This window comes from Ruegeria sp. A5, from assembly GCF_056543005.1.
Map to the genome: position 1 here is coordinate 191,242 of NZ_JBQGAV010000001.1, position 20,062 is coordinate 211,303.

Here is a 20,062-nt window from a genome sequence, read left to right on the forward strand (position 1 = left end):
TCCGGCTCAATCCTGCGGTGCGGTGGCGCTGCGCAGGAACGCGACCAGGTCTATCCGGTCCTGTGCTTGCGTGATCCGCTGCATCGGCATCTTTGACCCCGGAATGTAGTGGTCCGGGCCTTCGTCGAAAAGAGCATTTATTGTCTCTTCATTCCAAATAATATCAGAGTCTTGCAGCGTATCCGAGTACAAATAACCGGGCAATGTGCCCGCTTTCCGCCCAAAGATGTCGTGCAAGGTAGGGCCTGCACGTCGACCCCCATCCGGCGTCAGGCTGTGACAGATCGAACATTTGCGCGCAAATTGCCGTTCTCCGTTGCCCATCTCGCTTGGGTCTTTCAGAAAGCTGGGTTCGGCAGCGGCCATCTGTTCGCGATCGCCCAGTGCTGAAACGGGCCAGCTGTACATTGCCTCATCAATGCCGCCTGCGTGAAGATTTTGACCATCTGCAGAAAAAGCGAGCGCCCAAACCGGACCGCGCAAGGTGGCACGGAAATCTTGTGCAATGCGCCATTCAGCCGTGTCGATGACCATTATAAAGCCCTCACCATCGCCGACAGCCAACAGCTTGCGATCGGGGCTCAATGCCATGGCGAGGATCGGGCGCCGATCCAACGTAAAGTCATGTTCTTCTTCGGTGGTGAGGCTCAGGATGCGTGTCACTCCATCGACGGTACCGTAGGCGATCCAGTTGTCTTGTGCGTTCAGGACCAATTCATTGATGCCAAAACCATGCTCGATCAGGCGATTTGTTTCCTGACCGCTGGCGACATCCCAGATACGCAACGCTCCGTCGACACCTGCCGAATAAAGCTGCTTTCCGTTCGGCGTAAAAGCAACTGCATTCACCCCGCTGCCGATTGGCCCAAGCAGGGTCGGCTCGGACCCGTCCACCGGCCACAGGCCGATGGTGCCATCCCAGCTGGCCGTCGCGATATGAGTTTTCGACGCTGCAATGCCGATAATCTTGCCTTCGTGCTGCCCGACAACATCCCCTCCAGGCCAGCGGCGGAGGGTAAAGTCATCCCCGGCAGAATAGATTGCAGTGCCATTGAAAACGACCGAGTTCACTGCCGCTTCGTGCCCCTCCAGCCATTCCGGTGTCTGTCCGGTCCAGAGACCGACCGAATTGTCGAAACTGGCCGTTGCGATGCGCCCATCCGGCGCCGAAGCGATCCCCATGATCGGCCCGCCATGGCCTTTGAGCGTGAAAAACTCGGACCAGGCGGGCAGGGGGGTCAAAACAAGCGCAAGAGCGAGCCAGCGCATCTATTCTGCAGGCGAGGCCGCTGCCTTGCCGGCCTCTTTTTCTTGCACCTCTTCCAGCCACAGCGAGTGGTGCTCGCGTGCCCATTGTTCTTCGACTTCACCGGTGCCCATGGCGTCAAACGCACCCTCCATGCCCACCGAGCCAAGGTAGATATGGGCGATGATGATGGCGATGAACACGTAGGCGACCATGACATGCCAAACTTGGGCATATTGCATCTCTTCCTGCGGTGACATCTGCACTGGCAGGTTCAGACCCAACGCCTGCGGAATACCTGTCGAATTGGCGATTGAGAAGGTTTTGGCGAACATCGGCAGCTCGAACGGGAATAGCAGCGACAGGCCTGACAGGCTGATAGAGACACCCAGTAGAATGCAAGCCCAGAAGATTATCTTTTGACCCGCATTGAATTTCTTGGCTGGTGGGTGGCTGTCTTTGGTGAACAAGCCCCCTCCGGCGGCCAACCATTTCAGGTCGGTCTTGTTGGGGATGTTATGGGCAATCCAATTTATGGTGATGATTATCAGTCCCAGCATGAAGGCCCATGCGAGGTTGTTGTGAAGCCACTTGCACCCTTGCGCGATAGTGGCGAACCCTTCTTTGCCAAAGACCGGGATCAAGAAATCGCGGCCATAAAGGGTCAGTAGGCCTGTGATGCCGAGCACAAGGAACGACCCGGCAAAGAGCCAGTGACCGAAACGTTCGAAACTATTGAAACGAAGGACCGTGCGGCCGGTTTTTTCTCCGTCGATGCGGATTTTTCCTCGGATCAGAAAGAAAAGCACAATGATCGCAAGCATTCCGCCCAGAATGTAGGTTCCATATTCACGCAACGGGCCAGTTCGGAAGTTCAACCACCACATGCCGCCGTCTTGTATCAGCACGCTGTCCGCAGGTCCCTGGGATGAAACGGTGACGTCCGCAGATCCGTAACGCAGCGCGCGGTAGACGTCACTGTCAGAGGCAACACCGCGGGTGCCGAACTGTCCCAGCAGGCCTTCAACATTGCCCTGACCGGTGTTTTCAGACCTGTAGCTGTTGTCGACCTTCTCGCCACGCTGGCGGGCCAGAATGTCCTCAAGCGTGGTCGCGCCGCCGGTTGTAGACCGGTCGGTCGAATCCGCAGGGGCGGCCCCCTCACTGGTTTGAGCGCCCGCAACTTGGGTCAGCGTTAGCGAAAGCAGGAAAGCGATGAATAAGCGCAACATCGGAACCTCAATAAAAATCCAATGCAGGATGACCCACATCTGCGGGTCATCCGTTTTGCTTTAGTAGACGGGGTCAGCCGTCTTTCTGATCGTAGGCCGTGCCCCAACCCCAAGCGCCCGAACCAAATCCGCGCGCGACGACACGCTCACGGTAAATAGCCGAGACCACGTCGCCATCGCCGGCGAGCAGGGCCTTGGTAGAACACATCTCGGCGCAGATGGGCAATTTGCCCTCTGCGATCCGGTTGCGTCCGTATTTGGCGAACTCTGCGGTCGAGTGCGTTTCCTCGGGGCCGCCAGCACAGAAGGTACATTTGTCCATCTTGCCGCGCGATCCGAAGTTGCCCGCCTGCGGGTATTGCGGCGCGCCGAAGGGGCACGCATAGAAGCAATAGCCGCAGCCAATGCACAGGTCCTTGGAGTGCAGGACGACCCCTTCTTCGTTCTGATAGAAGCAGTCGACCGGGCACACCGCCATGCAGGGCGCATCCGAACAATGCATACAGGCCACCGAGATCGAGCGTTCACCCGGATTGCCGTCATTGATCGTCACCACCCTGCGGCGGTTGATGCCCCACGGCACCTCGTGCTCGTTCTTACACGCGGTTACGCAGGCATTACACTCGATGCAGCGTTCAGCGTCGCAGAGAAACTTTGCTCTAGCCATTATCGTCCTCCTTACGCTGACCAGATTTTGCAGAGAGTCGCTTTGGTCTCTTGCATCTGGGTCACTGAATCATAGCCATAGGTCTGGGCGGTGTTGGTACTTTCACCCAGCACATAGGGGTCTGCACCGGCAGGATACTTGTGCCGCTGGTCTTCGCCCTGGAAATGGCCGCCAAAGTGGAAGGGCATGAAGGCGACACCGGCGCCGACTCTGTTAGTCAGCATCGCCATCACCTTGACCTTGCCGCCCTCAGGACCTTCGACCCAGACCTGTGATCCGTCCCGAATACCAAGGTTGTTGGCATCGCGCGGATTGATCTCGACGAACATGTCCTGCTGGAGCTCAGCCAGCCACGGGTTCGACCGCGTCTCATCGCCGCCACCCTCATACTCGACCAGACGACCAGACGTGAGGATTATCGGGTAATCCTTTGAAAAGTCGTTCTTTTGGATCGACGCATAAAGGGTAGGTAGACGATAGGCCTGACGGTCATCGTAGGTTGGATAGTCCTCCACCAGATCGCGCCGGTTTGTATAGAGCGGCTCGCGGTGCAGTGGGATCGGATCCGGGAAGGTCCATACGACCGCGCGTGCCTTTGCGTTCCCGAAGGGCGCACAGCCATGGGCAATCGCGACCCGCTGGATACCGCCGCTAAGGTCGGTTTTCCAGTTGGTCTCTGGTCCCGCAACGGCGTCGATGGCCGCACGTTCCTCAGCCGTCAGATCACCGTCCCAGCCAAGGTCCATCAGCATCTGCATCGTGAATTCCGGATAACCATCCTGAATTTCCGACCCAACGCTATAGACCCCTTCGGCCAGCAGGTTGTCACCATCCCGTTCCACGCCGAAACGGGCGCGGAAGGTCAGGCCGCCTTCGGCCACCGGTTTGGACATATCATACAGGTTTGGTGTCCCTGTATGACCCATCTCAGCCGTTCCCCAGCAGGGCCAGGGCAGACCGTAATACTCGCCGTCGTTGGGGCCACCAATGGCTTGCAGCGTGGTTCTGTCGAACGTGTGCTGGTTGGCCATATGGCTTTTCAGACGTTCCGGCGACTGACCGGTATAGCCAATTGTCCAAAGGCCGCTGTTGAACTCACGCGTGATGCTTTCAACATTCGGGGTTTCGGGATCTTCCATCTCGATATTGCGGAAGAACCGATCCGCCCAGCCGAACTTGTTGGCGAACTTGGCCATGATGACCTCGTCCGGCAGGCTTTCGAACAGAGGTTCGACCACGCGGTCCCGCCACTGCAGCGATCGGTTCGAGGCCGTGACCGAGCCACGGGTTTCGAACTGCGTACAGGCGGGCAGCAGATAGACGCCATCGGTGCGGTCATGCAGCACGGCCGAGACGGTGGGATACGGGTCGATCACGACCAGCATGTCCAGCTTCTCCATCGCCGTCTTCATTTCCGTCATCCGGGTCTGCGAGTTGGGCGCGTGGCCCCACAGAACCATGGCGCGGACATTGTTGTCCTGATCCATGTTAGCTGGGTCTTCCAGAACACCGTCGATCCAGCGGGAGACCGGGATGCCGCGCTCATTCTGCAGCGGTTTATCCTTGCCTTCCTTGTCTTTAATCGTGGCGAACTGGCCTGCAAGCCACTCGGGCTCTTCACCCCAGACACGGGCCCAGTGACCCCATGCGCCTTTTGACAAGCCATAGTAGCCGGGCAGGGTATGGGACAGAACACCAAGGTCTGTCGCGCCTTGCACGTTGTCATGGCCGCGGAAGATGTTGGTGCCACCACCCGAGGTGCCCATGTTGCCAAGCGCAAGCTGAAGCACGCAGTAGGCGCGAGTGTTGTTGTTGCCGTTGGTGTGCTGCGTACCACCCATGCACCATACAACGGTACCGGGGCGGTTGTTCACCATGGTCCGTGCGACGCGGCGCAGCTGCGAGCCGGGCGTGCCGGTGACACGTTCAACCTCATCCGGGTTCCACTTGGCAACCTCTTCACGGATTTGGTCCATCCCCCAGACACGGGTGCGGATGAACTCTTTGTCCTCCCAGCCGTTGTCGAAGATGTGCCACAGGATACCCCAGATCAGAGCGACGTCGGTACCGGGGCGGAAGCGGACATATTCATCCGCATGGGCCGCGGTGCGCGTAAAGCGCGGGTCGCAGACGATTAAAGGCGCATTGTTCTGCTCTTTCGCACGCAGAATATGCAGCAGCGAGACGGGGTGCGCCTCGGCCGGGTTACCACCGATGATGAAGATGGCCCGGCTGTTGTGCATGTCGTTGTACGAATTGGTCATGGCGCCGTAGCCCCATGTATTCGCAACACCCGCAACAGTGGTCGAGTGGCAGATACGCGCCTGATGGTCCACGTTGTTCGTGCCCCAATAGGCGGCGAACTTGCGGAACAGATAGGCCTGTTCGTTATTGTGCTTCGCAGACCCCAGCCAGTACACGCTGTCCGGCCCGGATTCTTCGCGGATGCTCATCATGCCATCGCCGATCTCGTTGATCGCCTCTTCCCAGCTGATGCGCTTCCACTCGCCACCTTCCTTTTTCATCGGATATTTCAGGCGGCGCTCGCCATGGGCGTGCTCGCGGACCGAGGCCCCCTTGGCGCAGTGTGCACCCAGATTGAATGGGCTGTCCCAGCCGGGTTCTTGCCCGATCCAGACTCCGTTCTGTACCTCGGCAACGACCGTGCAGCCGACCGAGCAGTGAGTGCATACGGATTTGATATTCTCAACGGCGGTGTTTGCCGCTGTCTGGGCACTGGCGGGCGTCACGGTTCCACCCGTGGCGCTGATCGCGGCAAGGCCGCCGATCGTCAGGCCCGAGCCACGCAAGAATGCGCGGCGATCGACGGTTTTCTCGCCGACCTGGGACAGGATACTTGTCCGCTGGGGGCGTCTCGCAACCCCGTTGGTCTTTTTCCTAAGCATTTCTTTCCTCCCTTGCTGGCCATGTAACCCATGGCTGGCTTGGTACTTCGCGAAACCGACTTCAGGGCCGATCGCAACCGTCAGTCGGGTATGACTACGTCCGGGTCAGAACCGGGCGCTGTCGAGGTATGCGCGCGTGTGCGCGGTGTCCTGCATCCGGGTTTCGTCCGTCGGCAGTTCGGCTGCTTCGGCTTTCCCAGACAGGCTGGCGGCGGCTACAGCAGCGGGCGCTGCGGTTCCGGCCAGTTTCAGGAAGTCGCGGCGCGTTGCGCCTTCTTCCTTGGTCTTGCTCATGGGCTCCTCCTGTCCCAATTGCGGTTTGGTGCCTAAAGGCACCGGCGAGTGGCGGGCTAGGCCGCCGTCATTCGAAAGGCTTCACGTTCGATCTCCATGAACACCCGACCAGCCGTGCCGACCGAGGCGTAGAGAATCGAGTTCTCGGCACCTTCCAAATCCGAATAGAAATGCGCGGCCCAGGGCCCGATATGTTTGCTCCAGAACGCCTTTTGATCTTCCAGCGTGGCGGGCGCGCCGAACCGACCGACGATCATGCCCGCCATCATTTCCATTAGCGAGGCGATGTTGTCTTCGGGTTCATAAACATTCTGCGCCCGGGTGATGCCCCGCGCGGCCATGTCATTGCGCAGCTGCGCTAGGGGTTTTTCGTTCAGAAAGCCCGTCAGGTAGAAAGAGGCATAAGGCAGCAGTTCGCCTCGGCCCAATCCGATGAACAGTGCGTTGAATTCGCGCTCTGCGGCGGCAGGCTTGGTCACCTTGGCCACCCGTGCCATTGCCTGAATGGCCTGACCTAGATCCGAGTCATCACCGCTTAGCCCGGCCATCTGATCCAAAAGCAACTGATCGGGTGGACCGGCCAATAGCAGGCCAAGAAAATTATAGAAATCCGCACGCAGACGATCCTCAGTCGAGATATCCAATGTTTGCGCGTTGTCTGCGGTCATAGAGTTATCCTTCGAATTCGAATTTCATACGGCGTGGAGCAGGGGGGAGTTCGATCTCCTCTGGCTCTTCCATTTCAGCCATCTGTGGGGCTTCCGGTTCAGGTTCGACGGCGTTGATCGGTTCTTCACCTGACTCGATCGCCTCGGGCATGTCAGCTTCTGTTTCTGCTTCGGACACTTCTGCCTCGGCAGCGAGCGCTTCGACATGCGCCAACATACCCTTGCCAACCTGATACGCGGTCTGGATGTTCTCAATCACGCAGGCCGCATCGGTATAATCCTCGCCGTAATCGACCAGCCCGTCGACATTGGCCAGAACAGGATTCAACCGCCATAGGCGCCGCAAGGCGCGGCGGCGCAGACGGTCAGGTACAGCTTTGGCCATGAAGCCCGAGACATCATCGCCGGCTTCCAGTGTATCGGGATCGGGCAGATCAAACTCGGCCAGAATTTCAGCGTCGCTTTTTTCCTCCAGCTCAGCTTGCCGCGTTGTGATGATCTGTTCCTCTGCGGCCAGAGCTTCTGCTTCGGTCTCGGCCTGAACGGCGGCCTTGCGGCGGGACCAGAAATCGCGGGTCTGGGTCATTGCAGCACCCGACGCGGAGCCCGGTAGACATCTGAATCCTGCCGGATTCGTGCATCGCCCTTGCCGTCTTCCACCAGATCGGTGCGTTTCTTATCCCGTTTACGTTTTATGAACACCTCGTCCTGATGATGCTGCAAGGTGAAATCGCGGAGCCATGCAATCAACCCTTCGGTCATCGGAATCTTCTCAACGATCTCTTCGCCGGTATCCGCATAATCCTGCCCCTCGAACGGTGAGGCGGTGATCAATACGGCATTCAGGGGTGTTTCGCCTTTCAGCTCATCCCGCAAAACCAGGTACAGCGAAGGTTGACCGTCCGACAGGTTGACCATGTAGGCTTCGGTTTCATCGGCCCAGAGGGTGAGGGGCAGGGTGGCTGCATGGTATTCGATGGCCTCACCTTCACGTCGCAACTCTTGCCAGTCGGCAGGCCCTGCACCTGGCAAAACAGCGACCGCGCGCCAGTTCCAACGCGCCCAGCGTGTCACCCCGGGTGTTCTGCGCACGACGACGCCAATTGTCATTTCAGTCCGGCTTGCGGCCTTGGCCACTGGCTCCTCCCCGGAAGGCTCTCCCCTGCCTTCCATTGATGTACTATGTTACATAAATTGGCGACCTGCCAAGTCTAGTTTCGCCTAATATGAGACATTCAGTTAGAGTTTATTTCCAACTTCAGGTTTTGATGGCGATTTGTGATGAAAAATAATGCACATATCGGGATTTTCTCTGATGCTTCGCATTGCCTCGGCGCGGATTGGGTCTAAGCTGCTGATGGGGCAGAACGCAGCGTCGGGAGGGGAAATGGCCAGCAAGCTCATATTGTGTGATTGCGAAGGGACGCAGTCCCTGAACGCAGATGGTATTTCTGCAGCCTGCGATACGGAGTGCTCGAAGGTGCATACCGCCCTTTGTACGCGCCAGACTCAAACTGCCGCCGAGTTGATGACGGGCGATGAGCAGGTGGTGTTTGCTTGCGCTCAGGAAAGTGCAGTTTTTAGCGAGCTTGCCGAGGAACTGGGTGTTGAAGCCCCCGGATTTGTCGATCTGCGCGACCGAGCTGGCTGGTCCGAACAGGGGACCGATGCAACCCCCAAAATGGCTGCGCTCGCGGCTGAGGCATTACTGCCGCAGCCAGTGACTCCAAGTTTCGATGTCATCAGTGAAGGTACCTGCTGTATTGTGGGGCCCGGAGAGGTTGTCTTTCCGTTGGCCGAACAGCTGTCCGCTGTGTTGGCCGTGACTGTGCTTTTGGTTGACGATGCAGAACCGCTAAGCCGCAACTATGACGTTGCGCGCGCACGAATACGCAGACTGACCGGCGCGCTGGGCGGATTTGTTTGGCATCTGGATGAAGTGCAGCAACTAGATCCCGGTGGACGCGGAGAATTTGGTTGGAGCGCACCCCGTGACGGTGCAACGTCGCGCTGCGACATTGTTGTTGATCTGATCGGAGCAGCACCTTTGGTTAATGCCCCCGAAAAGCGCGAGGGGTACTTGCGCGCTGATCCCCGCGATGCGGTGGCCGTCGCGCGTCTTGCTTTTGAAGCGGTGCAACTGGCCGGGACCTTTGAAAAACCGCTCTATGTCCGATTGGATGAGACGCTTTGCGCCCATTCGCGAGCGGAACAAACGGGGTGTTCAAACTGTCTGGACGTCTGCCCGACCGGTGCGATCACACCGGCTGGCGATCATGTAGCCATTGATCCGATGATTTGCGCTGGGTGCGGTGAGTGTTCGGCGTTGTGCCCGTCGACTGCCATTACATATGAAGATCCTCCGGTGTCGGCGGTATTGTCGCGGATGCACATACTGGCCCGGACCTTCCGGCGCGCGGGCGGCGTTGCACCGCGATTACTGGTGCACGACGCCCATGGGGCGCAGATGATCCGGATGGCGGCCCGGTTTGGACGGGGACTGCCAGCGGATGTCATTCCGCTTGAGCTGAATGTGGTTTCGGGCTTTGGACATGCCGAGATGCTCGCAGCGCTGGCGCATGGCTTTGCGCGCGCCGATATCCTGATTAGCCCCAAGACCGAACGGGACGCGCTTGATCGTGAATTAGAGCTGGCTCGGGCTATCGCAGTGCACGACGCGCTGAGTCTGATTGATGAAACCGACCCGGATGCGCTGGCAGATCTGCTTTATGCGCAGAATGTTCCGCAGCCATTGGCTGATCCGGTGCTTCCACTGGGTAATCGTCGTCAAATAGCGCGTCTGGCGGCGCAAGCTTTGAACCCGGAGGTCGAGGTGCCGCTGGCCCTGCCCGAGGGCGCGCCTTATGGCGCGATTGCAGTGAATACCGACACCTGTACATTGTGCCTGAGTTGCGTGTCCCTTTGCCCATCGGGGGCGCTGATCGATAACCCGGACAAGCCGCAGTTGAATTTCCAGCAGGACGCCTGCCTGCAATGCGGGATTTGCCGAACGATCTGCCCAGAACAGGCGATCACACTAGTGCCCCAGCTTGATCTGAGCGACCAAGCGCTGTCACAACAGGTGCTGAATGAAGAGGAACCCTTTGAATGCGTCGAATGCGGCGCAGCGTTTGGCGTTAAATCAACGGTTGAGCGGATCATGGAAAAGTTGTCGGGCACACATCCGATGTTCGCGACCTCGGATCAGGCGCGGATGATCCAGATGTGCGACAATTGCCGGGTGAACGCCCAGTTCCATAGCGCTGACAATCCGTTTCAATCCGCCCCCAGACCTCGGGTTGTCACAACGGATGATTACCTTTCAAAGCGCAAGGATCACTGAAGTTGCAGTGGCGCGCCCAGATCGGCGGCGCGCATGGCGGTCACGAAAGCCAGAATTGCTTCGAGGTCATCCAGGCTCATCTCGACCGGATGGATCGGCGAGGGGCGCTCGGGCGGGAAAGGTTCGGTGACGCCCTCGATCTGCGTGAAAGCTGGGTGTGGGTTCAGGGCAAAGAACGCCTGAAACCGTTCCGACCAGTCGGGCATTGCGCGCAGCACTGCGAAAGACGGGGTCGAACCCAGCCCGTTCATCCGATTCTGTGGGCCAATCACATGGCACCGGCCACAATGGGTCATCGACAGATCTTCGCCAAGCAGCGCGTTTCCGTCGACCACGACCTCTTTGGTAACAGTGGCAGTTTCGAAACTTGCGCTAAAGGGCGTGCCCTCGTCGGGGATGAAGTTTTCAACCGTCCGTCTGCCAATGTCGGAAAGTAGCCATTCACGAAACCTTACCTGCTTGGCGCTGTCGTCGATTCTTAGATGATAGACCACCCCGTCACGGGCAAAGACCGGATCGCCGGGCGAACTTGGGGCCAGTGACATGACGCCGCTTTCATCCGCAACAACACGTATACCGGTCTTGAGAGAAAAGCGCGGAAGAATATGTTGCAAAAGACCTGAGTTTGTCACTTCATCCGGGGCGGCAAGGCCCAATGCCTCTTGCGACCAAGAGGGGGTGGCGGTGAGCGTCAGGCTCAGGCACAACAGGACAAAGCGCATGGTTAAGCCTAACGGTGGCTGACCCGATGCGTCAAATGTACAAAATGAGACGGAGACACATGCAATGAGCGGCGACTATATTCTGTCGATACGCAAGGCGCCCAGCGTGGGGCGGATCAAGGGGAAGACGGCATGAGCATCCGTGATGCAGTTCTAGCGAACTTAAAGAAGATTACCGATCCGGTTTCTGGTCAGGATATTGTGAGCGCGGGTATCGTGCGTGCATTGAATGTTGAAGGCGATACCGTTCGGTTTGTGCTGGAGATCGATCCCAAACAGGCCGAGGAGATGGAGCCCGTACGCGCCACAGCCGAACAGGCGGCGCAGATGGTTGATGGTGTTTCCAAGGTCTCGGCAATGTTGACCGCGCATTCGGACAAGGCGCCGCCTGATTTGAAGCCCAAGCCAAAGCCCTCGCAAACCGGACCGCAGGCCGTTCCCGGTGTGGACCGGATCATCGCGATTGCGTCGGGCAAGGGTGGCGTGGGCAAGTCCACCGTGTCGGCCAACCTTGCCTGCGCGCTGGCTGCTGAAGGCCGTCGCGTAGGCCTGTTGGACGCAGACGTATATGGCCCTTCACAACCCCGGATGCTGGGTGTGTCGGGGCGACCGGCCAGCCCAGATGGTAAGACGATCCTGCCGCTGCGCAATCACGGTGTCACCATGATGTCGATGGGGTTAATGACCAACGAAGGGCAGGCGGTTGTCTGGCGCGGCCCCATGCTGATGGGCGCCTTGCAGCAGATGATGAGTCAGGTGCAATGGGGCGCATTGGATGTGTTGATCGTTGATCTGCCCCCCGGAACCGGCGATGTGCAACTGACGCTGAGCCAAAAGTTTCAAGTGGATGGAGCCATTGTCGTCTCAACCCCACAGGATGTTGCTTTGATCGACGCCCGCAAGGGGATCGATATGTTCAACCAGCTCAAGACGCCCATTGTTGGGATGATCGAAAACATGTCGACGCACATTTGCTCGAATTGCGGACACGAAGAGCATGTCTTTGGCCATGGCGGTGTTGCCTCAGAAGCTGAGGCGCTGGGCGTGCCATTGCTGGGGGAAATTCCGCTGCATCTGGATATCCGAGTTGCCGCCGACGGGGGTGCCCCCATCGTGGTCAGCAAACCTGACAGCCCGCAAGCCGAAGCCTTCCGCAAGATCGCCCGCGACATGATTGCCAAGGGCAACGCGTGACCCAGCCGGTCTTTCCCCCATTGCTCAAAGGGCAACCTGCCAAGGCCGGCGAAGACCCGTTCGAGCGGGCCCAGGCCATGGCAGCGCTGGGCTGTGACGCGGGAACTGTGGTCCACAATATTCAGGCGGATCGTCTGCGCGTTGCGATAGTATTCGCGCCCGAGGTTCCGTTGCGGGATGCTATGGCGATGCTGCCGCTTTGTGCTGTCGGGTTCCAGAATGCGCTGGGCGCGCTGGCCCCACCCGAGGTCGCGGTGCACTTGGGTTGGGATGGGCTGATCTGTGTAAACGGTGCAAAATGTGGGACAATAAAAGTTGCAGCGTCGTCTGCCGAGGTGGATGAGGTTCCCGATTGGCTGATCGTTGGTTGGGAGCTGGCCTTGCTTCAAACCAGCGATGCACCAGGGGAAACACCGGATGTTACCTCGCTCTATGATGAAGGATGCGCCGAGGTTTCTGCGACGCAGTTGGTCGAGAGCTGGTCGCGTCACATGTTGACCTGGTTGAACCGCTGGAACGAGGACGGTAACGCGCCGCTTCACGCTGAGTGGATGGGGCTGCTGCGCGGTGTTGGAGAACCTATTGGAGAAGGGGGTGTCTTTCTGGGCACCGACGAGCGCTTCGGTATGCTGATCCGCGACGGCGCGGACACACATTTACGCCCGCTGACAGAATTATTGGAGACCGCCAGATGAAACTCGCCCGTGCTATCCATTTTGATGAAAGCGATATAAACGTGTTTCATTCACCCGCAAGAACCGGTGAATGGTGCATCTCGGGCGGATTCGAGTTTTCGAACTGGAGTGAGGCTGATCTGGAAGGCAAGGCGCGTCAGGCCTTTGCCAATGGATGGCTGGGGCTTGAAACCTTCGGGCGCGTTACGTTTGTTGCCGTCACACAGGTCGAGCTAGCCGAGATTGACCAGATCACGCAATATCTCGCCGAGCATTTCGTGCAATTCTACGGCGCGCCTTCGGTTGAAGCCGCGTTAGAAGTGGCGCAGGCCGAAATCTCACATATGTCCGAACTGTGCGAAGATCATGCCCCGAACACATTGCTGACCGTCGCCCGAGAGCTGACGGGTGCAGGGGTACACGAGGCATTCCGCGTGATCACCCCGCAAGAGACGCAACTTGAAGCGTTGGCCGTCCACGGCTCGCTGGACGATTAGATCAGATCGGCGAAGCCGCCGAATTGTCCACGCTTGAAGATCAGCCCCTGACCTGGGCGATGCATGACCTGTTCAACATGACCAACAAGGATCAGGTGGTCACCTGCCTCATGACGGGCCGAAAGACGGCAATCGAAGCGGGCGAGGCATTCCGCAAGTCGGGGACGCCCGGCGTCATCCTCCTGCCAATCCGCATGGGAAAAATCGAACCCGTTTCGCGCGAATTGCAATGCTTGGTCGTGCTGGTCCTGCGCCATTACGTGGATCGCGTAATATTCGCAGTTGTGGAACGCGTCGTACCGGTTCGAATCCCGATCAAGACACCACAGGACCAGCGGCGGGTCCAGCGATACAGACGCAAATGAGTTCACCGTGATTGCTGCAGGGCCCTCGGAGGTATTTGTGGTCACAACGGTGACGCCGGTGCCGAAACAGCTCAGGGCCTCGCGAAAGGCAAGGCTTTGCTCGGGGCTGGGAATGAAGGTCTTTTCAGTCATCGCGCGCTCGTACATGGGCCTGTCTCAGGTGCCACGCGACGCCAGAATTGTCTACGGAAAGCTGCGGTGGTTTTAGCAATTTCTGGTCAGTTCAGGTCTTCAAGCAACCGTCCGTGTTTGCGAGTCTCGATGATGACGTCGCCAAAGGTCACCAAATTACGGGCCGTAAGCATCGGTAGCATCCGAACCAGCACTTCGGCGGTCGCGACGGCATCACCCAAGGCCGTGTGACGCAGGGCTTCGGGAATTGTTATGCCAAGCCGTTCGCAGACCGCGTCCAGCGTATGCGTTTCGCTTGCCCCGAACAGCACCGCCGACAGCAGGACCGTGTCCAGAATGGGGTGGCTCCATTCCACCCCCATACGCTCGGCATGGCGGCGCAGGAAAGCCATGTCGAATGGTGCATTGTGGGCAACAATGACCGCATCACGAGCGAATTGGTGAAAGCTGCGGCCGGCCTCGGCAATATCAGGCGCACCCTGAACCATCCGGTCGCTGACCTTATGCACTTTGGTTGAAGCTGGGGGGATCGGGATGCCGGGGTCGACCAGGGTATCAAGCCGTTCGCCTTCGACGATCTTACCCTTTACGACGCGCACCGCACCGATCTGTACGATCTCATCCTTATGCGGGAGCAGGCCCGTGGTTTCGGTGTCAAAGACCACGAAGCAGAGGTCCAAAAGAGGTCTAACTTCAAACGCGTCATCACCGGGTGTGTCGAGAAGTTCGAAATCGTAAACCAGCGGGCGGGCCGCGTCGGGGTCGATCTGCGCAGCACTGTCATCGAAAACCAGCATGTAACCAGGGGCATCGCCCAAGGGTTTCATACGGGCCGAATAGGATTGCCGCCCATCAACACTGGTCAGCGTGCAATGGACGTCTTTCCCGGTCTTGACCAGCTTCGCATAAGAATCCGTCAGGCCCGTCGCTTCGAGGTAGTCAAAAAGCGAGGCGTTTAGCCGAGGATGTGCGATCTGTGCCAACACCTCAGCCGCCTGCGCGTCATATAGAACGATCTGATGCTTCGGTCCGGCTAAAAGCATTGCAACCGGAATCTCGGTCAGCAGCGCCGTTAGACGTTGTTTTTCCGAGGCCAGATGGGCCGTTTCCGCGGCCACGGCCTCAGCCGTGGTCATGGCGTTGGCAGCCAGTTGTTCGGCCAGTCCAGCGGCGGCGGGGGCCAGATCGCCCAAATAGCGCGCCGCCTGAAGGTCCAGATCCGTGCTGACCCCGGCGTGTGCGCGCGCCCGGAGTTGGGCCGAGAGCCGCTCGATTGGTTTTGCAACGTTATCATCAAAAAGAAGCCAGACTCCGGCAACTAGCGCCAACATTCCAAACGCGATCAGTATCTCTGCGAAGATGAACGCATCCATAAGAGCGGGATCACTTGCCCTCTGATAACCGACCCACAAAGCCAGGGTGCTGATGATCAGCCCTCCTGCCGCAAGTAATAGGAAGAACAGGAACACCCTCAGGCGCAGGCTCAGATGGTTCAACATAGTCAGACCCCGCAGGTTGCCTCGATTACCGGATCTTCAGCGTCGATCTTGATCCAGCTGGCGTTCAGCAAACGTCCGTCATCGGCGAATTCGGCCCCGTCTGCCAAGTTGGCGCGGCTGTTTTCGGCGCAGTTTACAGCGACCGGCATCTTCGAGACCGGTGCCCAGCGACCAAAAAAGTAAAGATCGACCAGACGCTCGTCCGGCAAATTGGCATTGGTGCGTACCGATGTGGCGTCGATCGCAGCAAAGCGGTCGACAAAGGGCACGGCGTACGTCCAAGGGCGATAAAAGGCGCGGCTTTCCACCTCCTGCACGATGGTGAGGCTGTCGGGCAGTTGGTCGCGCGTACGGTCATACCAAGAATACTCGCTGGTAATCGTCATACCGATCATCCCCGCACCTGCCGCAACCGGCGCGGCCCATTTGGGCAAGCGGCCCCCGGTCAGCTTGTTCACCACCATCACGACACCCGCAAAGGCAAAGCCTGCAAAAATCGTGCCGATCAGTTCCAGAAACATGTGATTTCTCCGTTCATTTCCAGTTTCTTAACCCAGCATTCCTTTGCCATGGCCAACCGCTGATTGCATGGTTTTTACCACGACAAAGGCATCGCGGAGATGACTTCGCTCAAAGTCCGACAATTCAGCGGGTGGCAGGTAATTGTCCGGTGCATCCCCGGATTTGACCAGACGCACTTGATGTTCCAATCGGGTCTCAGCGATCAGGTCATATGCGTCCAGTAAATCGCGTGCGCCAGACGCGCTGAGCACACCCGCAGCCTCGGCGGCGCCAAGACGGGCGCGGGTGTTCGCTTCGGTTAATTGTCCCTGTAGGCTGTAGATGCGTGCCAGATCCACGACAGGCACCACGCCATTGTGCTTGAGGTCGAGCGTATTGCGATGCTCACCCGAACGTATGGTGGCGAATCCACGCAGCAGGCCCAGAGGAGGGGTGTGTTTGAGCGAGTTCGAGATCATATGCGCGACAAAGATCGAATTCGCATTGGCCGCCGCCAGCGTATCGGCCTGCAGGTCGGTGAACAGATCGAAGGACCCTCCGATGGGCCGCAGGTCAAACATCACCGAGGCCAGCATTTGCGCCTCGGGGTTGGGTTTGGCAATCCAGCCATTGAAATACTCGCGCCAGACACGCACGGGCTGGCACCAGCGAGGGTTGGTCGCCATCATGTCACCGGGGCAATAGAAATAACCGCAGGTATCCAGCCCGTCTGAGACGAATTTGGCCAGCGCAGCGAAGTAGGCCATATCACCGTCCGCCACACTGTCATCTAGCATCAGGCAATTGTCCTGATCAGAAACTCCGGTCTGTTCCTGCCGTCCTTGCGAGCCGCAAGCAAGCCACAAGTAGGGCACTGGCGGCGCACCCAGTTCAGCCTCAGCCAGTGCCAGCAACCGCCGCGTCGCAGTGTCTGCGATGTCGGTGATCAGCCGTGTAACGATCTCGTGCCGGTTGCCACCCGCGACGAGTTGGACCAGCAGTTGTGGTATCTCAGCGGTGACTTGAGCCATCTCTTGCGGGCTGTCGGCGCGGGCAATTCGTCCTACCAACTCGGCAGAATTGACCGCCTGATAGCGGGTGAGGTCGGTTTGGGTTACGATTCCGACCAGCTTACCGGCCTCGGAAATTGGAATATGACCGATGCCACGTTCCATCATCACGTGTAATACGTCCGAGCCGATATCTGTCGGGGCAAGAATGATTGGATCGGCGGTCATGATCGCCGAAACCGCGGTGTCAGCGGGCATCGCCTCGGCGACGTATTTGCCGGAAATATCGCGGAGGGTTGCGATACCCAACAATCTGTCCCCTTCGGTCACGCAAAGCGATGAGATATGGCGGTCGCGCATGATCTGCGCGGCGTTTTGAACCGGAGTATAGGGCGGGCAGGTGGCAGGGTCACGAGCCATCAGCACATCAATTGCACTGGTAGCCAGGCTTTGCGGTCCGCTCCGCCCACCGCGTGAACGGTTAAAGAACTTGGACACCACATCGTGACCTTCGATCAGGTTTTTCACAAGGTCTGGCGGCAACACGATCAACACTGACGGCGTGTGCGCGCGCGCATGTGTGGCGGCTTTGCCGTCCTTCAGCAATCCGCGCTCACCAAAAGAATTGCGCAATCCCAGATGCGAAACGACAGCGCCGTTCTCATCGGTAATTTCTACCTGTCCTTCATAGATCACAAAGACGCCGGGCAGAGCGTTGCCCAACTGGTAAATGCTGCCATCGGCATCGACTTCGCGCACTTCGATCTGCTTGGCCAGATCGTCCAAAGCATCATGGGGCAACGAGTCATAGGGGTGTACAGACTTCAGAAACCGGGTGATTTCGTCATGGGACAGGGGCATTTACGCTCTCCGGAGTTCCGAATAAAAAATCCCGCCCGGTAGTGTGCCGGGCGGGAACAGTAAGTCGAAAGATGCGATCGAAGACAAGAGCCGCCGACCGCATCACACTCAGTGATCCTGAGCTGCGCCCGCACCACGGGGAATGCGAATGCTTTCGACCATATCTTTGATCTCCTGCGGAGTCTCTTTGGTCATACCGGCAACGACGTAGGCGACGCCGAAGTTGATCATCGCACCGATGGCGCCGAACGAGGTCGACTTGATCGGACCCAGAAGCGGATCAGCATCGGTGAACGAGTTGGTGCCCGGAATGAACAGCCAGCCCTTATGCAGGAAGATGTAGACCAGGGTTACGGTCAGACCAGCCAGCATACCTGCAACCGCGCCGGTGTTGTTGATGCGGGTCGAGAAGATCCCCATCATCAGCGCCGGGAAGATCGAGGCAGCCGCCAGACCGAAGGCCAAGGCCACGGTTTGTGCCGCAAAGCCCGGAGGGTTGAGACCCAGGTAGGTTGCAACAACGATGGCTACAGCCATTGCAATCCGTGCCGCCAGAAGTTCACCCTTTTCAGAGATCGACGGGTTGATTGCACCTTTGACAAGGTCATGGGACACAGCCGACGAGATCGCCAGCAGCAGGCCCGCAGCGGTTGACAGAGCAGCCGCAAGACCACCAGCAGCGACCAGACCAATCACCCAACCTGGCAAGTTGGCAATCTCAGGATTGGCCAGAACCAGGATGTCGCGGTTGAACTTGGTCAGCTCGTTACCGACCCAGCCTTTTTCTTCGGCGATTGCAGTCATCGCCTCGGATTTGTCGTTGTAGTACTGGATCTTGCCGTCGCCGTTCTTGTCTTCCCAATCCAGCAGACCGGTTTTCTGCCAAGTGGCCATCCAGTCGTAACGCGGATCATTGTCGATTTCCTCAACCGAAACAGCGCCACCTTCGATGCCACCATTGGGCCACATCATGTCGGTGATGTTCAGGCGCGCCATTGCACCAACAGCAGGAGCCGTCAGGTACAGCAGAGCGATGAAGACCAGCGCCCAGCCCGCCGACCAACGTGCGTCAGACACTTTGGGAACGGTGAAGAAGCGCATGATGACGTGCGGCAGACCCGCAGTACCGATCATCAGCGACAGGGTGAACAGCACCATGTTCAGCGTATTCGAGTGGTGGGCCGTGTAGTCGTTAAAGCCCAGCTCGGTCACGATGGCGTCCAGCTTGGTCAGCAGGGGTTCACCGCTGGCGGTGTCACCAAACAGACCCAGCGCCGGAACAGGCGTGCCGGTCAGCTGCAGCGAGATAAAGATGGCCGGGATGGTATAAGCGGTGATCAGCACGCAGTACTGAGCGACCTGAGTGTAGGTCACGCCCTTCATCCCACCAAACACTGCGTAGGCAAACACAACGCCGGCGCCGATCAGCAGACCTGTAGTGTTGGACACTTCGAGGAAGCGACCAAAGGCCACGCCAACACCGGTCATCTGACCGATCACGTAGGTCACCGACGCAACGATCAGACAGATCACAGCAACGATACGTGCGGTCTGGCTGTAGAAACGGTCGCCGATGAATTCCGACACGGTGAACTTGCCGAACTTACGCAGGTAGGGCGCAAGCAGCAGAGCCAGCAGCACGTAGCCACCGGTCCAACCCATCAGGAAGGTCGAGTTGTCATAGCCGGTAAAGGCAATCAGGCCCGCCATCGAGATGAACGAGGCCGCAGACATCCAGTCCGCTGCTGTCGCCATACCGTTGGTGACCGGGTGAACGCCGCGACCGGCGGCATAGAATTCCGATGTGGAACCCGCACGAGCCCAGATCGCGATGCCGATGTAAAGCGCAAAAGACGCGCCCACAAACAGCAGGTTGATGGTAAACTGATCCATGCCGATTACTCCTCGTCCACGCCGTGCTCAGCGTCGAGCTTGTTCATGCGCCAGGCGTAGTTGAAGATCAGCACCAGAAAGACCAGGATCGATCCTTGCTGAGCGAACCAAAAGCCCAGATCTGTACCGCCAACGGCGATGCCGGACAGCAGCGGACGCAGCAGAATGCCGAATCCAAACGACACCAGCGCCCAAATCGCGAGGCTGATGTAGATGAGGCGCAGGTTGGCCTGCCAATAGCCCTTGTCGGCTTCGGCAGTCTGCGCGGAGTTTGTTGAATGATCCGCCATCGCGGGTTCCTCCTTCGCTTCCCTCATTGGCGGCCCATTGCCCAACTCCTCCAGTGCGGTGGGCCGCT

The 20,062-nt window shown here is 58.5% G+C and carries 19 protein-coding genes; 4 read left to right on the forward strand and 15 right to left on the reverse strand.

Annotated features, from left to right (window positions below; genetic code table 11):
* Positions 1-6 precede the first annotated feature (6 nt).
* The 8 genes from ACR0AY_RS01005 to ACR0AY_RS01040 all read right to left on the reverse strand — a co-directional run bounded on the left by ACR0AY_RS01005 (position 7) and on the right by ACR0AY_RS01040 (position 8,150).
* The gene (locus tag ACR0AY_RS01005) at positions 7-1,269 is read right to left on the reverse strand and encodes a c-type cytochrome (RefSeq protein ID WP_170510452.1); all 1,263 of its coding nucleotides are present in this window, start codon (positions 1,267-1,269) and stop codon (positions 7-9) included.
* Positions 1,270-2,478, reverse strand: coding sequence for a formate dehydrogenase subunit gamma (locus tag ACR0AY_RS01010; RefSeq protein ID WP_170510449.1), 1,209 nt, complete (start codon positions 2,476-2,478; stop codon positions 1,270-1,272).
* Between the two features lie 73 nt (positions 2,479-2,551).
* Positions 2,552-3,145 carry a formate dehydrogenase FDH3 subunit beta gene (gene fdh3B / locus ACR0AY_RS01015; protein WP_037307340.1) on the reverse strand — a complete coding sequence of 198 codons (594 nt, stop codon included), beginning with the start codon at positions 3,143-3,145 and terminating at the stop codon, positions 2,552-2,554.
* An 11-nt stretch (positions 3,146-3,156) separates the two neighbouring features.
* Positions 3,157-6,051, reverse strand: coding sequence for a formate dehydrogenase subunit alpha (locus ACR0AY_RS01020; RefSeq protein ID WP_170393362.1), 2,895 nt, complete (start codon positions 6,049-6,051; stop codon positions 3,157-3,159).
* Positions 6,052-6,156: 105 nt separating this feature from the next.
* Positions 6,157-6,345, reverse strand: a complete 189-nt coding sequence (locus ACR0AY_RS01025; RefSeq protein WP_170393361.1) for a ubiquinol-cytochrome c reductase iron-sulfur subunit N-terminal domain-containing protein — start codon at positions 6,343-6,345, stop codon at positions 6,157-6,159.
* Positions 6,346-6,401: 56 nt separating this feature from the next.
* Complete coding sequence (locus ACR0AY_RS01030; protein ID WP_170510443.1) at positions 6,402-7,013, reverse strand: molecular chaperone TorD family protein; 612 nt, start codon at positions 7,011-7,013, stop codon at positions 6,402-6,404.
* A 4-nt stretch (positions 7,014-7,017) separates the two neighbouring features.
* Positions 7,018-7,599 (reverse strand): DUF3306 domain-containing protein, encoded by a 582-nt coding sequence (locus tag ACR0AY_RS01035; protein ID WP_170510441.1) that lies wholly within the window; start codon positions 7,597-7,599, stop codon positions 7,018-7,020.
* Complete coding sequence (locus ACR0AY_RS01040; RefSeq protein ID WP_170510438.1) at positions 7,596-8,150, reverse strand: DUF3305 domain-containing protein; 555 nt, start codon at positions 8,148-8,150, stop codon at positions 7,596-7,598. The genes ACR0AY_RS01035 and ACR0AY_RS01040 overlap by 4 nt, the downstream gene beginning before the upstream one ends.
* Before the next feature lie 250 nt (positions 8,151-8,400).
* On the opposite strand from ACR0AY_RS01040, the gene ACR0AY_RS01045 reads away from it, so the two are divergent.
* On the forward strand, positions 8,401-10,356 hold the full coding sequence (locus ACR0AY_RS01045; RefSeq protein WP_480453837.1) for a 4Fe-4S binding protein: 1,956 nt from the start codon (positions 8,401-8,403) through the stop codon (positions 10,354-10,356).
* Here ACR0AY_RS01045 and ACR0AY_RS01050 read toward each other — a convergent pair.
* Positions 10,350-11,078 carry a cytochrome c family protein gene (locus ACR0AY_RS01050; protein ID WP_170510435.1) on the reverse strand — a complete coding sequence of 243 codons (729 nt, stop codon included), beginning with the start codon at positions 11,076-11,078 and terminating at the stop codon, positions 10,350-10,352. The two genes, ACR0AY_RS01045 and ACR0AY_RS01050, sit on opposite strands and share 7 nt — an antisense overlap.
* Positions 11,079-11,210: 132 nt before the next feature.
* On the opposite strand from ACR0AY_RS01050, the gene ACR0AY_RS01055 reads away from it, so the two are divergent.
* From ACR0AY_RS01055 to ACR0AY_RS01065, 3 genes are read left to right on the forward strand one after another with little or no spacing between them, the layout of a single operon-like run.
* Positions 11,211-12,272, forward strand: a complete 1,062-nt coding sequence (locus ACR0AY_RS01055; protein ID WP_170510433.1) for an Mrp/NBP35 family ATP-binding protein — start codon at positions 11,211-11,213, stop codon at positions 12,270-12,272.
* Positions 12,269-12,967 (forward strand): biotin/lipoate--protein ligase family protein, encoded by a 699-nt coding sequence (locus ACR0AY_RS01060; protein ID WP_170510430.1) that lies wholly within the window; start codon positions 12,269-12,271, stop codon positions 12,965-12,967. The genes ACR0AY_RS01055 and ACR0AY_RS01060 overlap by 4 nt, the downstream gene beginning before the upstream one ends.
* Positions 12,964-13,443, forward strand: a complete 480-nt coding sequence (locus ACR0AY_RS01065) for a DUF6505 family protein (protein ID WP_170510427.1) — start codon at positions 12,964-12,966, stop codon at positions 13,441-13,443. The genes ACR0AY_RS01060 and ACR0AY_RS01065 overlap by 4 nt, the downstream gene beginning before the upstream one ends.
* Here ACR0AY_RS01065 and ACR0AY_RS01070 read toward each other — a convergent pair.
* The 6 genes from ACR0AY_RS01070 to ACR0AY_RS01095 form a co-directional block, all read right to left on the reverse strand.
* Entirely contained in the window at positions 13,440-13,940 is a 501-nt protein-coding gene (locus ACR0AY_RS01070; protein ID WP_170405186.1) for a flavin reductase family protein, read from the reverse strand. The two genes, ACR0AY_RS01065 and ACR0AY_RS01070, sit on opposite strands and share 4 nt — an antisense overlap.
* A gap of 86 nt (positions 13,941-14,026) precedes the next feature.
* Positions 14,027-15,439 (reverse strand): 3'-5' exonuclease, encoded by a 1,413-nt coding sequence (locus tag ACR0AY_RS01075; RefSeq protein WP_170510424.1) that lies wholly within the window; start codon positions 15,437-15,439, stop codon positions 14,027-14,029.
* 2 nt (positions 15,440-15,441) lie between these two features.
* The gene (locus ACR0AY_RS01080; protein ID WP_170393351.1) at positions 15,442-15,960 is read right to left on the reverse strand and encodes a hypothetical protein; all 519 of its coding nucleotides are present in this window, start codon (positions 15,958-15,960) and stop codon (positions 15,442-15,444) included.
* A 27-nt stretch (positions 15,961-15,987) separates the two neighbouring features.
* On the reverse strand, positions 15,988-17,811 hold the full coding sequence (locus ACR0AY_RS01085; protein WP_170510421.1) for a DUF294 nucleotidyltransferase-like domain-containing protein: 1,824 nt from the start codon (positions 17,809-17,811) through the stop codon (positions 15,988-15,990).
* A 108-nt stretch (positions 17,812-17,919) separates the two neighbouring features.
* Positions 17,920-19,704 carry a sodium:solute symporter family protein gene (locus ACR0AY_RS01090; protein ID WP_170393349.1) on the reverse strand — a complete coding sequence of 595 codons (1,785 nt, stop codon included), beginning with the start codon at positions 19,702-19,704 and terminating at the stop codon, positions 17,920-17,922.
* A 5-nt stretch (positions 19,705-19,709) separates the two neighbouring features.
* Positions 19,710-19,994 carry a DUF4212 domain-containing protein gene (locus ACR0AY_RS01095; protein WP_010439512.1) on the reverse strand — a complete coding sequence of 95 codons (285 nt, stop codon included), beginning with the start codon at positions 19,992-19,994 and terminating at the stop codon, positions 19,710-19,712.
* Positions 19,995-20,062: the final 68 nt, after the last annotated feature.